At 65.3% G+C, this 15,021-nt stretch carries 9 protein-coding genes; 6 read left to right on the top strand and 3 right to left on the bottom strand.

Annotation, left to right across the window (positions count from 1 at the left end):
- Positions 1-256 precede the first annotated feature (256 nt).
- The 5 genes from uvrA (at position 257) to LPW39_RS00190 (ending at position 10,976) form a co-directional block, all read left to right on the top strand.
- Positions 257-6,217: an excinuclease ABC subunit UvrA gene (gene uvrA / locus LPW39_RS00170; protein WP_230770407.1), complete on the top strand. Its 5,961-nt coding sequence runs from the start codon at positions 257-259 to the stop codon at positions 6,215-6,217.
- Between the two features lie 281 nt (positions 6,218-6,498).
- Positions 6,499-7,197: a response regulator gene (locus tag LPW39_RS00175; RefSeq protein WP_230770408.1), complete on the top strand. Its 699-nt coding sequence runs from the start codon at positions 6,499-6,501 to the stop codon at positions 7,195-7,197.
- A 5-nt stretch (positions 7,198-7,202) separates the two neighbouring features.
- Positions 7,203-8,738, top strand: a complete 1,536-nt coding sequence (locus LPW39_RS00180) for a sensor histidine kinase (RefSeq protein WP_230770409.1) — start codon at positions 7,203-7,205, stop codon at positions 8,736-8,738.
- A 198-nt stretch (positions 8,739-8,936) separates the two neighbouring features.
- A complete protein-coding gene (locus LPW39_RS00185; RefSeq protein WP_230770410.1) occupies positions 8,937-9,419 on the top strand; it encodes a tripartite tricarboxylate transporter TctB family protein in 483 nt (160 codons plus the stop codon).
- Between the two features lie 3 nt (positions 9,420-9,422).
- A complete protein-coding gene (locus LPW39_RS00190) occupies positions 9,423-10,976 on the top strand; it encodes a tripartite tricarboxylate transporter permease (RefSeq protein WP_230770411.1) in 1,554 nt (517 codons plus the stop codon).
- A gap of 62 nt (positions 10,977-11,038) precedes the next feature.
- Here LPW39_RS00190 and putP read toward each other — a convergent pair whose 3' ends face one another.
- Complete coding sequence (putP, locus tag LPW39_RS00195) at positions 11,039-12,538, bottom strand: sodium/proline symporter PutP (protein ID WP_230770412.1); 1,500 nt, start codon at positions 12,536-12,538, stop codon at positions 11,039-11,041.
- 252 nt (positions 12,539-12,790) lie between these two features.
- Positions 12,791-13,708, bottom strand: coding sequence for a cysteine synthase A (cysK, locus tag LPW39_RS00200; protein WP_133856991.1), 918 nt, complete (start codon positions 13,706-13,708; stop codon positions 12,791-12,793).
- Between the two features lie 208 nt (positions 13,709-13,916).
- Here cysK and LPW39_RS00205 point away from each other — a divergent pair, with 208 nt between their 5' ends.
- Positions 13,917-14,087, top strand: coding sequence for a hypothetical protein (locus LPW39_RS00205; RefSeq protein ID WP_230770413.1), 171 nt, complete (start codon positions 13,917-13,919; stop codon positions 14,085-14,087).
- A gap of 4 nt (positions 14,088-14,091) precedes the next feature.
- Here LPW39_RS00205 and LPW39_RS00210 read toward each other — a convergent pair whose 3' ends face one another.
- A complete protein-coding gene (locus LPW39_RS00210; RefSeq protein WP_230770414.1) occupies positions 14,092-14,994 on the bottom strand; it encodes a DMT family transporter in 903 nt (300 codons plus the stop codon).
- Positions 14,995-15,021: the final 27 nt, after the last annotated feature.

Consider the following 15,021-nt stretch of genomic DNA (forward strand, 5'->3'; position numbering starts at 1 on the left):
CTTTTTCGTGGGTGACTGCCCTGTGGCCGGGATACATCGCCGATTTGCTATTATCTGTAAATATGTACAGTGTTTTGCAGGGCTTTGCCGCGAGCTGATTCAGCCGATGAATGAACTCCCTAGAATGGTTGTTCACGATCATTAGCCCCACGCAGTCGTGTCAGCCTTCCGAGTCTGGGCATCCCTGGCACTGCGCCGGGGGCCTGCTTATCCGGTTGATGGACTGCGCCAACGAATTACTGGATAGCTCATCGGTATGTCTCAGGAAAACATTCGCATCCGTGGTGCGCGTCAGCACAACCTCAAGAATCTGGATCTGGATATCCGCACGGGGGAGTTGACGGTGGTGACCGGGCCCAGCGGCTCGGGCAAATCCAGCCTGGTGTTCGACACGCTGTATGCCGAAGGCCAGCGCCGCTATGTCGAGACCTTCAGCGCCTATGCGCGCCAGTTTCTCGACCGCATGGACAAGCCTGCGGTCGACAAGGTTGAAGGCGTGCCGCCGGCGATTGCGATTGACCAGACCAACCCGGTGCGCAGCTCGCGCTCTACCGTGGGCACGATGACCGAGCTGAACGACCACCTGAAGCTGCTGGTGGCGCGCGCCGGCCATCTGTTTGACCAGCAGACCGCCTTGCCGGTGCAGCATGACACGCCCGAAAGCATTTACGATCAGCTGCTGCAGCGCACCCAGGCGGATGACCCGCGCATCGTGGTGACCTTTCCCGTCGAATTGCCGGCCAACACCAGCGCCGAGCAGCTCGAGCAATGGCTGTCGGCCAGCGGCTTTACCAAGGTGCAGGCCGAGCGCGAGGTCGATGCCGTGCGCCACGCTGCTGCGGTGGACAGCAGCAAGAAAAAACCCAAGGCCGGCAAGCAGGCCTCGGCAGAGGCGCCCCAGCGGGTCAAGCTGCTCGATGTGGTGGCTGACCGCTTCCGCCTCAGCAAGGCCGAGAAGGCGCGCGTGATTGAAGCCATCGAGGTGGCCTTGAAGCGCGGCAGCGGCCATATGACGGTGTATGCGATTGCCGAAGCCGATGCCGACGGCCACACCGCCGAGCCGGCGCTATGGAAGTTCTCGTCTGGCCTGCACTGCCCGGAAAGCGGCCTGCGCTACCGCGAGCCGACACCGTCGATGTTCTCCTTCAACTCGGCCGTGGGCGCCTGCGATGCCTGCCGGGGCTTTGGCCGGGTCATTGGGGTGGACTGGGGCCTGGTGATCCCCAACGACAAGCTGACCTTGCGCACCGGCGTGATCAAGCCGATCCAGACGCCGGCCTGGAAGGAGATCCAGGACGATTTGATGCGCCATGCCGAGGCGCAGGGCATTCCCCGCGATACCGCCTGGGCCAAGCTGACCGAGGCGCAGAAGGACTGGGTCATCAACGGCGAAGAGGGCTACAAGGACGGCAACTGGAGCCGCCAGTGGTATGGCATCCGCCGCTATTTCGAGTACCTGGAAACCAAGTCCTACAAGATGCATATCCGCGTCTTGCTGTCCAAGTACCGCAGCTACACGCCTTGCCCGGTCTGTGGCGGTGCACGCCTCAAGACCGAGAGCCTGCTGTGGCGCGTGGGCTCCAAGGCCGATGCCGATGCGGCGCTGCCGCCCGCACAGCGCTTCATGCCGCGCGGGGTAGCCTGGAGCCGCGAGCAGCTCGAGGCCCTGCCAGGCCTGAGCCTGCACGACCTGATGCTGCTGCCGATTGTGCGGCTGCGCCAGTTCTTTGCCAGCATGGACATCCGCCGCAGCAATGACGGCGACGCGCAGGCGCTGCGGCTCTTGCATGAAGAGATCAGCAATCGCCTGCAGTACCTCTGCGATGTCGGCATTGGCTACCTGACCCTGGACCGCCAGAGCCGCACCCTGAGCGGCGGGGAGGTGCAGCGCATCAACCTGACCACGGCCTTGGGCACTTCGCTGGTCAACACCTTGTTTGTGCTGGACGAGCCCTCGATCGGCCTGCACCCGCGCGATATGGAGCGCATCACCGTGGCGATGAAGCGGTTGCGCGATGCTGGCAACACCCTGGTGGTGGTCGAACACGACCCGGCAGTGATGTTTGCTGCCGACCGCATGATCGACATGGGCCCCGGCCCAGGCGAGAAGGGCGGCCAGATCGTGTTCGATGGCACCACGGCCGAGCTGCGCCATGCCGACACCTTGACCGGCGCCTACCTGGGCGGCCGCAAGCAGGTGGGCATGGGCGCCAAGCGCATGGTGACCGAGAGCACGCCGCGTCTGATTCTGGAAGGCGCGACCGAGCACAACCTGCAGAACGTGTCGGTGGATTTCCCGCTGCAGCGCATGGTGGTGGTGACCGGCGTCTCGGGCTCGGGCAAGTCCACCCTGATCCAGGATGTGCTGGCACCCGCCTTGATGCGCCATTTTGGCAAGCCGACCGAGCTGGCCGGTGCGCACCAGCGCCTGCTGGGGGCAGACCACCTGTCCGATGTCGTCTTTGTTGACCAATCGCCGATTGGCAAGACCGCGCGCTCCAACCCGGTCAGCTATGTGGGCGCCTGGGATGCCATCCGCGAGCTGTTTGCGACGGCGCCGCTGTCCTTGCAGCGCGGCTACACCGCGGGCAAGTTCAGCTTCAACAGCGGCGATGGCCGCTGCCCTACCTGCGGCGGTTCTGGCTTTGAGCATGTGGAGATGCAGTTCCTCTCCGACGTCTACCTGCGCTGCCCCGATTGCGATGGCAAGCGCTACCGCGCCGAGATTCTGGAAGTGCGCATCGAACGCGATGGCCGTTTGATGAACGTGGCCGATGTGCTGGAGCTGACCGTCAGCGAAGCGGCTGGCTTGTTCGCCAAGGACCGCGAGGTGATCCGCGCGCTGCAGCCCATCGTCGATGTGGGGCTGGAGTATGTGAAGCTGGGCCAGCCCGTGCCCACGTTGTCGGGCGGCGAGGCCCAGCGCCTGAAGCTGGCTGGCTTCTTGGCTGAGGCCGCCAAGAGCGCCTCCAAATCCAAGCAGAGCCTGGCGCGCAAAGGCACCTTGTTCCTGTTTGACGAGCCCACCACCGGCCTGCATTTCGAGGACATTGCCAAGCTGATGCGCGCACTGCGCAAGCTGCTGGAAGCCGGCCATTCGCTGATCGTCATCGAACACAACCTCGATGTGATCCGCGCCAGCGACTGGCTGATCGACCTGGGGCCCGATGCCGGTGAAGACGGCGGCAAGGTGGTGGAAGAGGGCACGCCCGAAGAGGTGCGCAAATCAGGCCGCTCCTACACCGCGCAGGCGCTGCGCGATTACGAAGTGGCGATGCTGGGCGGGCGTGCCGACGGCCAGCCGCATGAGGTGCGCGAGCCGCGCGCCGGCTATGCGCTGGAGCGCAGCACGCCGGGCACCGCAGCCGTGGCGCCCAGCAACAGCATCCAGATCATCAATGCCAAGGAGCACAACCTCAAGCACCTGAGCGTCGATATTCCACGCGGCAAGTTCAACGTGGTGACTGGCGTATCGGGCTCGGGCAAGTCGACCCTGGCGTTTGACATTCTTTTCAACGAAGGCCAGCGCCGCTACCTGGAATCGCTGAACGCCTATGCGCGCTCCATCGTGCAGCCAGCAGGCCGTCCTGAGGTCGATGCGGTCTACGGCATTCCGCCCACGGTGGCGATCGAGCAGCGCCTCTCGCGCGGCGGTCGCAAGTCCACGGTGGGCACCACCACCGAGGTATGGCATTTTCTGCGCCTGCTGTATGTGAAGCTGGGCGTGCAGCACTGCACCAAGGATGGTGCGGCGGTGCAGCCGCAAACGCCCGAGAGCATTGCCGCGCAGCTGATGACGCAGTACCGGGGCCAGTTGATCGGCCTGATGGCGCCGCTGGTGGTGGCCCGTAAGGGCGTCTACACCGAGCTGGCGGACTGGGCGCGGCCGCGTGGCTACACGCATCTGCGCGTCGATGGCCAGTTCCTGCCGACCACCGGCTTTCCGCGCCTGGACCGCTTCAAGGAGCACACGGTCGAGCTGCCGGTGGCCAGCATCGAGATCAGGCCCGAGAACGAGGCCCTGCTGCGCGACAAGCTGGCCACGGCGCTGGAGCTTGGCAAGGGCGTGCTGCATGTGCTGTCGGCCATCGACACGCTGGAGGCGGCGATGCTGGCCGGCAGCGACACGGCAGCCATTGGCCGGCTGCAGGTGTTCTCCACCAAGCGCGCCTGCCCCGTGTGTGCGACCAGCTATGCCGAGCTGGACCCGCGCCTGTTCTCGTACAACAGCAAGCATGGCTGGTGTCCCGATTGCGTGGGCACCGGCGTCAAGCTCACCAAGGACCAGCGCAAGGTCTATGACGACTCGGTGATGAGCCAGGACAACCGGGGCCGCGAGCAAAGCTTCGAGGAACCCGAGGCCGAGGATGTGGGCGAAACCACTTGCCCGACCTGCCAGGGCACGCGTCTCAATGCCACCGCGCGTGCGGTGCTGTTCCATGGCCAGTCGATCTCGTCGATCGCGCGCCTGTCGGTCACCGATGTGCGGCTCTGGATCGAGGGGCTGCAGCTGTCCGGCCGCGAAAGCGACATCGCCCGCGACCTGGTGCCCGAGATCCACAGCCGCCTGGCCTTTCTGGAAGAAGTGGGCCTGGGCTACCTGACCCTGGACCGGGGCGCGCCCACCTTGTCGGGTGGCGAGGCGCAGCGCATACGCCTGGCCGCGCAACTGGGCAGCAATCTGCAAGGTGTCTGCTATGTGCTCGACGAGCCCACGATTGGCCTGCATGCGCGCGATAACCACATCCTGCTCAATGCGCTGCACAAGCTGGGCGCCAAGGGCAATACGCTGGTGGTGGTGGAGCATGACGAGGACACCATCCGCCGTGCCGACCATGTGATCGACATCGGCCCCAGCGCCGGCAAGCGCGGTGGCCGCCTGGTGGCCCAGGGCACGACGCAGGATGTGATGGACGCGGCCGATTCGCAGACTGGCCGCTACCTGCTGCATGCGATGCGCCACCCCTTCCAGCCGCGCCGCCTGGTGCATGGCGTGGCCGATGCAGTGGCTGTGCCCGCCGAGGAGGCCAAGCCGGTCGCCAAGAAGCGCACCAAGAAGCAGATCGCCGCCGACGCTGCTGCCGCGCTGGCGGCCGACAGCGCCGAGGCCAATGCCGCGCTGGCCGCACCGGCCCGGGCTGATGCGATGGCGCCGCTGCACTGGCTGACGGTGCTGGGTGCCAACCTGCACAACCTGCAGAACGTGGACGCACGCGTGCCGCTCAAGCGCCTGGTCGCCGTGACGGGCGTATCGGGCTCGGGCAAATCGACCCTGGCGCGCGATGTGCTGCTGAGCAATGTGGCCGCCTGGGTGGGCCAGCGCGCCACCAAGGCCGGGCGTGACGACATGGACGCCGGCAAGGCCCCGCTGCTGACGGGCTGCAAGGGCCTGCAGGGCTTTGAAGGCATCGACCGGGTGCTGGAAGTGGACCAGACCCCGATTGGCAAGACGCCGCGCTCCTGCCCTGCGACCTATATCGGCTTCTGGGACACGATCCGCAAGCTGTTTGCCGAGACCCTGGAGGCCAAGGCCCGCGGCTATGCGGCCGGGCGCTTCTCCTTCAACACCGGCGAAGGGCGCTGCCCTGCGTGCGAGGGCCAGGGCATGCGCACCATCGAGATGAGCTTTCTGCCCGATGTGAAGGTGCCTTGCGAAGTTTGCCATGGTGCCCGCTTCAATGCCGAAACCCTGGCGGTGACCTGGCGCGGCAAAAGCATTGGCGAGGTGCTGCAGATGGAGGTGGACGAGGCCGTGGCCTTTTTCGCCAGCATGCCGAGCATCGCCCATCCGCTGCAGCTGCTGCAGGATGTGGGCCTGGGCTACCTGACCCTGGGCCAGCCTTCGCCCACCTTGTCGGGCGGCGAGGCGCAGCGCATCAAGCTGGTGACCGAGCTGACCAAGGTGCGCGATGACATCACGCGCCGTGGCAACAAGGCACCCCACACCTTGTATGTGCTCGATGAGCCCACCGTCGGCCTGCACATGGCCGATGTGGACAAGCTGATCCATGTGCTGCACCGCCTGGTCGATGCCGGCCACAGCGTCGTGGTGATCGAGCATGACCTGGATGTGATTGCCGAAGCCGATTGGGTGATCGACCTCGGGCCCGAAGGCGGCAATGCCGGTGGCCGCATTGTGGCCGCTGGCACGCCTGAAGACCTGGTGCAGGCGGGCACGCATACCGGCAAGGCGCTGGTGCCTGTGCTGGCGCGCTGAGCCGGTGCCGGGCTGCCAGGGCAGGGCGTTTGCTGACAGCGCGCCCTGCCGGGCCTGGGCACAATCGCAGCATTGACCTGCAAGGAGCCCAGAATGCATATTGACCCCCGGCACCCGGAAGCCCCGCCTGTGAAAGACCCCGCCCCGGTGCAACCCCCACCGGTGCCCACGCCTGGCATTCCGTCACCCATCCAGGAGTAGCGCTGGGCATGGCGTGCCCGTGCAGCGGCCACTTGGGCGTATGATCGCGCTCTTTGTGGGTCTACGGGCGGGCGACAACGATGCGCATATTGCTGATTGAAGACGAGCAGGAGATGGCCGCCTGGCTGGTGCGCGCCCTCAAGCAATCGAATATCGAAGCCGTGCATGCCCCACAGGCGGCGATGGCCACGCGCCTGCTGCCCGATGGCCGCTTTGACGTGGTGGTGCTCGATCTGCAACTGCCCGACCAGCATGGCTTTGACTGGCTGTCGGCGATGCGAGTGCAGGGCCACCGTGAGCCGGTACTGGTGCTGACCGCGCAAGGGGCGGTGCAGGACCGGGTCGAAGGCCTGCACCGGGGGGCCGATGACTACCTGACCAAACCCTTTGAAGTGGCCGAGCTGGAGGCGCGCCTGGCCGCGCTGCACCGGCGCAGCCAGGGGCGGGTGCAGGCGATGCAGCAATGCGGCTCGCTGCGCTATGACAGCAACCACCGCACCTTCTGGCTGGCCGATCAGATGCTCGCGCTGACCCCGCGCGAGCATGCGGCGCTCGAAGCGCTGATGGCGCGCACCGGTGCGCCGGTGGGCAAGTCCAAGCTGACGGCCAAGGTGTTTCCGCAGGACAGCAGCGTGAGCCCCGATGCCATCGAGCAGGTGCTGCACCGGGTGCGGCGCAAGCTGGCCGGTGGTGATGTGCATATCGTGACGGTGCGCGGCCTGGGCTATATGCTCGAAACCCTGCTGCCCAAGGGCCCGGGCAGCACGCTTTCAGCCTGAACACCATGCGCTGGCGCCTGCGCTCCTCCAACGGCCTGCGTCTGCGCCTGCTGTGGGTGCTGGTGCCCGTGCTGATGGGCCTGCTGGTGCTCGACAGCTGGCGCGACAGCGTCAGCCTGGCGCGCGAGCTGGAGCGCGCCTATGACCAGAGCCTGCTGGAGCCGGCGCAGGCGCTGTCGGACAACCTGCGCTGGGATGCGGAAGGCCAACTGAGCCTGGACGAGCCGCTGCACATCATCTCGATGTTCGAAGTGCTGAGCAGCCGGCGCAAATTTTTGCGCGTGCAGCTGCAGACGCCCGATGGCGCGCAGCAGCGGCTGCTGCTGGGTGCGAGCGCGTTCCCCGAGCCCAGGCATGACCCGGCCGACCCCAGCCGCCCTTTCCGCGCGGCCGACGATGGCACGCGCGTGTCGTATGCCGCCGAGGTGGACCACCAGCCAGTGCGGGTGCTGGCGCTGCTGCGGGTGCTGCATGACCAGTCGGGCCAGGAATGGCGCGTGCTGATCCAGACCGCGCAGACCAGCGCCGGCATTGAGCGCACGGTGCGCAGCCTGATGTGGGACAGCCTGCTGCGCGATGGCCGCACCTTGCTGGTCCTGGTGCTGGTGGTGTGGTTGGGCGTGGCCTGGGGCCTGCGCCCGCTCCAGGCCTTGCGCCGGGCCGTGCAGCAGCGCCGCAGCGATGACCTGCAGCCGCTGGCCACCGAGGCCGTGCCCGGCGAGGTGCGGCCCCTGGTCGATGCGATGAACCTGCACCTGGCGCAGCAGCGCGATGCACTGGCCCAGCAGCGCCAGTTTCTGGCCGATGCATCGCACCAGCTGCGCACGCCCTTGGCCATTCTGAGCACACAGGCCGGCTATGCGCTGCGTGAGACCGACCCCGACGCCGTACAAGCCACCTTGCGCAGCATGCTGCAGCAGCTGCAGCGGGGTCGCCGCGTGTCCGAGCAGCTGCTGGCGCTGGCCCATGCCAGCCAGCCCACCGCCCAGCAGGCGTTCGAGAGCGAGGTCTGCGATGCCAATGCAGTGGCGCGCGAGGTGGTGCTGGCCTACCTGCCGCTGGCGCTGGACAAGCAGCAGGACCTGGGCTGGACTGATGTGCGCGGCCAGGATTTCGAGGGCGATGCCGAAGGCGAGACCGGCCCGGGCGCGGCGATGGCCGCACCGGTGCAGGCAGCGGCCACCGCCGTCTATGAGCTGCTGGCCAACCTGGTGCACAACGCGATTGCCTACACACCTGCCGGGGGCCGCATCAATGTGGCGGTGCAGCGCGAGGGTGCCTGGGTGGAGATCCGTGTGCAGGACAACGGCACCGGCATTGCGCCCGAGGACCGCGAGCGTGCCTTTGCGCGCTTCAGCCGCTTGCAGGCCGATGCGGCGTTGGCGCCGGGAGGATCGGGCCTGGGACTGGCCATCGCCCGGGCCTATGTGCAGCGCTTCCATGGCGACTTGCTGCTGCAAGATGGCGATGCCAGCGATAGCGCGGCTGGCCGGGGGCTGACCGCGTTGGTGCGCCTGCCGCTAGCCCCCCATCAGGCCTGAGCGCGCTGTCCTTTAGGGGACTGTTTTCGCTAAGTAGATTTACGTATTTTGAGGCGTTGCCTGGCGTTTGGCAGCTGTTTGGCAGCTTCGTTTTCTAGACTTTCCGCGCAAGTTGTAAGAAAAGGAGACGAACATGGGTCAACACAGGTCCACCCTCGCGGGTGCGCATGGGCGCCGGGCGCCCGCCAAGGAGCGGCCATGAGCGATGGCGGCAAGAGCTACAACAAGGATTACTACGGCGGCGCGCTGATGATCCTGCTCGGTGGCAGCGCTGCCTACGCGGCACAAGGCTACAACATCGGCTCGCTGGCCCACATGGGGCCGGGCTACTTCCCGTTTGCGGTCGGCATTCTGCTGGCGCTGACGGGCGTGCTGATTGCGCTGAGTGCCAAGAAAAAAGGCCCCGGCGACGAAGCGGCGCTGGTTGGCCACAAGCATGACATTCCCGATTTCCGGGGTGCAGCCTGCATCATTCTGGGCACCATTGCCTTCTACTTCTGTGGCGAATACCTGGGCCTGCTGCCGGCGACCTTTGCCATCGTGTTTATCTGCGCTTTGGGTGACCGCAGCAACAGCGTCATGGCCTGCTTTGTGCTGGCCATGTCGATGATGATCGTCGCCGTGGTGATTTTCTGGTGGGCGCTGCAGGTGCAGATGCCGCTGGTCAGGTGGGGGATGTAAGCCATGGGACAAGCACTGCAAGACCTTTGGTACGGCTTTGGCATCGCCTTCCAGGGCCATAACCTGATGTGGTCGTTCTTCGGCGTCCTGGTGGGCAACCTGATCGGCGTGCTGCCGGGCATGGGCGCGCTGTCGGCGATCTCCATCCTGCTGCCACTGACCTACACCATGCATCCGGTGCCTGCGATCCTGATGCTGGCCGGTATCTTCTATGGTTCGCAGTACGGTGGCGCCATTGGCGCGATCTTGCTGAACCTGCCATCGCACCCGCCCCATGCCGTGACCTGCCTGGACGGCTACCCGATGACCAAGAAGGGCAAGGGCGGAACCGCGCTCGGCATCACGATGATCTGCTCGTTCTTTGCCGCGTCGGTCGGCATCATCGTGATGATCTTCGCCTCGCCGCTGCTGACCACGATTGCGTTCAAGTTTGGGCCGGCCGAGCTGTTCTCCATCATGCTGCTGGGCCTGCTCGCTGGCTCGACCATGTCGCGCGGCTCGCCGCTCAAGGGGGTGGCCATGACCTTGTTCGGCCTGCTCTGCGGCATCGTCGGCACCGACGTGAACAGCGGTACCTTCCGCTTTGCGTTTGACATCCCGGACTTGAGCGATGGCCTGGAAATGGTGGCCGTGGCGATGGGCTTGTTCGGTATTGCCGACTTCCTGCTCAACGTCAACAAGATGAAGGCGATCACCAGCAACACCAAGATGCGCATTCGTGACATGCGCCCCTCGATGGCCGAGCTGAAGGAAGCCTTCTGGCCGATGGTGCGCGGCACGGCCGTGGGCACCCTGTTTGGCGCCATGCCCGGCACGGGCCCGACCATCACCACCTTCATCGCCTATGCGCTGGAGCAAAAGGTGGCCAAGGATCCGAGCCGTTTTGGTACCGGCATGATCGCTGGCGTGGCAGCCCCCGAGGCCTCGGCGCACTCGAAGACCCAGGTGGACTTCATCCCGACCATGAGTCTGGGCATCCCCGGTGACGCCGTGATGGCGCTGCTGTTGGGCGCGCTGCTGATCCAGGGCATTCAGCCTGGTCCTCAGCTGATCACCGAGCATCCGGACATTTTCTGGGGCCTGATCGCCAGCTTCTGGATCGGTAACGTGATCCTGATGATTCTGAACGTGCCGCTGATCGGTGTCTGGGTCAAGATGCTGGCCGTGCCTTACAAGTACCTGTTCCCGTCGGCGATGTTCTTCATTGCTGTCGGTGTGTTCACCACGCAAAACAGCCTGTTCCACATCTGGGAGGTGCTGGCCTTCGGCATCATCGGTGCCATCCTGATGGTGCTGGACTTCTCGGTCGCGCCGATCATGCTGGGCTTTGTGCTCGGCCCGATGATGGAAGAGAACTTCCGCCGTGCGCTGCTGCTGTCCCGTGGTGACATGATGGTCTTCATGCAGCGCCCCATCAGCGCGACCTTTGTCTGCATCAGCCTGTTCCTGCTGGCTGCCGTGACCTGGTCGGCCTGGCGCAAGCGCTCCAGCGTGAGCAAGGTGGCGCAAGCCATCGCGCAAGAGACCGCTGGGGCGGGCGTTGTGGCGGCCAAGTAAGCCTCTGCTGCCCATGCAAAAACCGCTCTCGGGAGCGGTTTTTGCTTTTTAGCTGGCGGAGATCAGCGCTGCAGTTGGGAGAATTCGCGCTCCACATCGGCATGGGCCTGCTGCATCGTGGCCGACGGTGGCGGCCCCATGCGGCTCACGACCACCGCAGCGATCCATGCCAACACAAAGCCCGGGATGATCTCGTACAGACCCAGCCAGCCGAGCTGCTTCCAGACCAGCACGGTGACGGCGCCAACAATGATGCCGGCCAGTGCGCCGCCGCGCGTCATGCGGCCCCAGAACAGCGACAGGATGATGACCGGGCCAAAGGCGGCACCAAAGCCGGCCCAGGCATAGCTCACCATGCCCAGCACCTTGGCCTCGGGGTTGCTGGCGATAGCAATGGCAATCAGCGCTACCAGCAGCACCATCGCGCGGCCCACCCAGACCAGCTCGGTCTGGCTGGCCTGCTTGCGCAGAAAGACGCGGTAGATGTCTTCGGTCAGCGCGCTGGAGCAGACCAGCAGCTGGCAGGACAGGGTGCTCATCACCGCAGCCAGAATGGCAGCCAGCAAGGCGCCGGCGATCCAGGGGTTGAACAGCTGCTTGGTGATCTCCATGAACACGGTCTCGGCATTGGCGTTTACCGCCGCAGCGCCTTCAGGATGGGCGGCGAAATACGGAATGCCGATAAAGCCCACGGCCACCGCACCGCCCAGGCACAGCACCATCCAGGTCATGCTGATGCGGCGCGCCGCCGGTATGGTCTGCACCGACGAGGCCGCCATGAAACGCACGAGGATGTGCGGCTGGCCAAAGTAGCCCAGGCCCCAGGCCAGCAGCGATACGATGCCCGCAACACTGGCACCGCGCAGCAGGTCGAACTTCTCGGCGCTGACGATGGCATGCAGGTCCTGGCCAGGCTGCAGTTGCCCCTGCACCGCCAGCCAGGCAATCACCGGTGCCAGCAGCAGCGCGGTGATCATCAGCGAGGCCTGGATGGTATCGGTCCAGCTCACGGCCAGAAAGCCGCCAATCAGCACATAGGCGATGGTGCAAGCGGCTCCCACCCACAGCGCGGTGGTGTAGGGCATGCCAAACATGTTCTCGAACAGGCGTGCGCCAGCGACGACACCGGAGGCGCAGTACAAGGTGAAGAACACCAGGATCACCAGCGCGGTGACGATGCGCAGCACATTGCTGCGGTCTTCAAAACGGTTGGCCAGGTAGTCGGGCAAGGTCAATGCATTGCCGGCGCGTTCGGTATAGAGGCGCAGGCGCCCCGCCACAAAAAACCAGTTGAGGTAGGCGCCGAAAATGAGGCCGACGGCGATCCAGGACTCGGACAGCCCGGTGGCGTAGATGGCGCCTGGCAGGCCCATCAGCAGCCAGCCACTCATGTCGGAGGCGCCCGCCGACAGCGCCGTGACAAAACTGCCCAGGCTGCGGCCGCCGAGGATGTAGTCGGACAGGTTCTTGGTGCCGAGGTAGCCGAGCCAGCCGATGGCCAGCATGGCGACAAGGTAGATGGCGAACATGATCGCCGTGGGATCGTTCCAGGAAAATTGCATCACTGAGCCTCCTTGGTGTTGTGGTATTTCGGGGTCGACGGGCGCGTGCGTTTCCTTGTCCGAGGGACCGGGTTGAACCCGCTGAGATGGTCCAGGACCTGCAAAAGCCAGAGGTGGAAAACGCGCCCGGCCTGCAATATGGCATGGTTGCTCCCTGAAATTAATCAGGGTTATCTATTTTGATGTGACGATAGGTAATAAAAAGGCCCCTGGCTTTGCGGCCAGGGGCTGAGCGATGAGACGGGAGGGCTATCAGGCCGGCAGGAAGCCGTCCACCGACAGGTAGCGCTCGCCGGTGTCGTAGGCGAAGCCCAGCACCTTGGCGTTCGGTGGCAGCTCGGGCAGCTTTTGCGCGATGGCGGCCAGGGTGGCGCCCGACGAGATGCCGACCAGCAGGCCTTCCTCGCGTGCGGCGCGGCGGGCGTATTCACGGGCGGGCTCGGCATCGACCTGGATCACGCCGTCGAGCACGCTGGTGTCGAGGTTGCGCGGGATAAAGCCGGCGCCAATGCCCTGGATCGGGTGCGGAGCAGGCTGGCCGCCCGAGATGACGGGCGAGGCGGTGGGCTCGACCGCGTAGACCTTGAGCTGCGGGAACTTGGCCTTGAGCACATGGGCCACGCCCGAGAGGTGGCCGCCGGTGCCCACGCCGGTGATCAGCACATCCAGGCCATCGGGGAAGTCGGCCAGCACTTCCTGCGCGGTGGTGCGCTCATGCACGGCGGTATTGGCGGGGTTTTCGAACTGCTGCGGGATCCAGGAGCCAGGGGTTTGCGCGGCCAGCTCTTCGGCACGGGCGATGGCGCCCTTCATGCCCTTTTCCTTGGGCGTCAGGTCAAAGCTGGCGCCATAGGCCAGCATCAGGCGGCGGCGCTCGATGGACATGCTCTCGGGCATTACCAGGATGAGCTTGTAGCCCTTGACCGCGGCGACCAGCGCCAGGCCCACGCCGGTGTTGCCGCTGGTGGGCTCGATGATGGTGCCACCGGGCTTGAGCGCGCCGGTCTTTTCGGCATCTTCGATCATCGCCAGCGCGATGCGGTCCTTGATGGAGCCGCCCGGGTTGCTGCGCTCGGACTTGATCCAGACCTGGGCGCCAGCGCCGAACAAACGGTTGATATGGACCACCGGCGTGTTGCCAATGGTGTGCAGAATATTCTCAACTTTCATGGTGCCTCCAGCGGATCGGGATGAACAAGGGGGTGGAAATTGCCGAACCATTGTGACGCAGTTGTTCATTCCGTCTGGAATATCAATATGTCCGAGAAGTTCTTAGCCCGTGGACTACAAGCACCTGCTCCTTGATGGCCGTCAACACAGTCTCAAGCCCATCGGCCGAAGATGGGCACTGAACCACACCGCTGTGCAAGGAGGCCGTTTGCTGAGTTTCAACACCACCCTGGTTTTGCTGGGCATCTGCTGCGTCAGCCTGTTGCTGGGCTTTTCCTGGCGCGACAAGGTCTGGGCGCCCTGGCTGATGCTGTTGTCCATCGGCGGCCTGCTGGCGCTGATGGCCAGGATCATCTACGACCTGCTGGCCATGGGCTGAACGCTCAGGCAGCCCGACCGGCGGTATCCCGGGCGCGGCGCAGCGGCGTCTTCCACAGCTCGGCCAGCAGCACACCCAGGATGGTCATCGCGCCGCCGATCCACAGGTAGCTGTGCAACTGTTCCTTGGCCCAGGCCGAGGCGATCAGCGCGGTCAGCAGCGGGGTCAGGTTGAAGAACATGATCGAGCGGCTGGGCCCGAGCTTGGCGACGGCCGTCATCCACATCCAGGTGGCCACGATGGACGCCATGGTGCCGGCATAGGCGACCAGGTACCAGTTGTCCGCATTGAGGCCGACCTTGGGCGAGGCCAGGTAGAACGGCAGCTGCGCAAACATGGCCACCACCATCTGCAGGTACAGCAGCTGCCAGCTGGGCACGCGTGGCATGGCCCAGCGTTTGAGCAGGATGTTGTAGGCGGCATAGGCCAGGCAGGCCAGCAGCATCAGCAGATCGCCCCGGTTGATGCCCTGGTCCAGCAAGGAGGCGGGATGCCCCTCGCTGATCACCAGCACCACGCCGGCAAAGGCCAGCACCGAGCCGATGGCGCCACCGGCCGTCAGCACTTGGCCGAGCAGGCCCACGCAGATGCCCAGCACCACCAGCGGCGACAGGGTCAGGATGATGCCCATGTGCGTCGCCGTGGTGTAGGCGGCGGCAAAGTAGGCACAGCTTTGGTAGACCACCATGCCCAGCACGCCCAGCACCAGGATCTGGCCGGCATGGCCCCGGATGGCCTCGCGGTTGCGCCAGACCGCCGGCAGCAGCACGGGGGTGACCAGCAGCACCGCCAGCACCCAGCGCAGAAAGCCGATTTCAATGGGTGCGATGGCGCCAGCGGCCTGTTTGCTGACAACGGTGTTGCCCGACCAGATCAAGACCGCCAGCAGCGGATACAGGTATTGCATATCTCAAGCATTCAAAAACATCTGGCT

The sequence above is a fragment of the Comamonas koreensis genome (assembly GCF_021026195.1).
Taxonomy (GTDB): Bacteria; Pseudomonadota; Gammaproteobacteria; order Burkholderiales; family Burkholderiaceae_C; genus Comamonas; species Comamonas koreensis.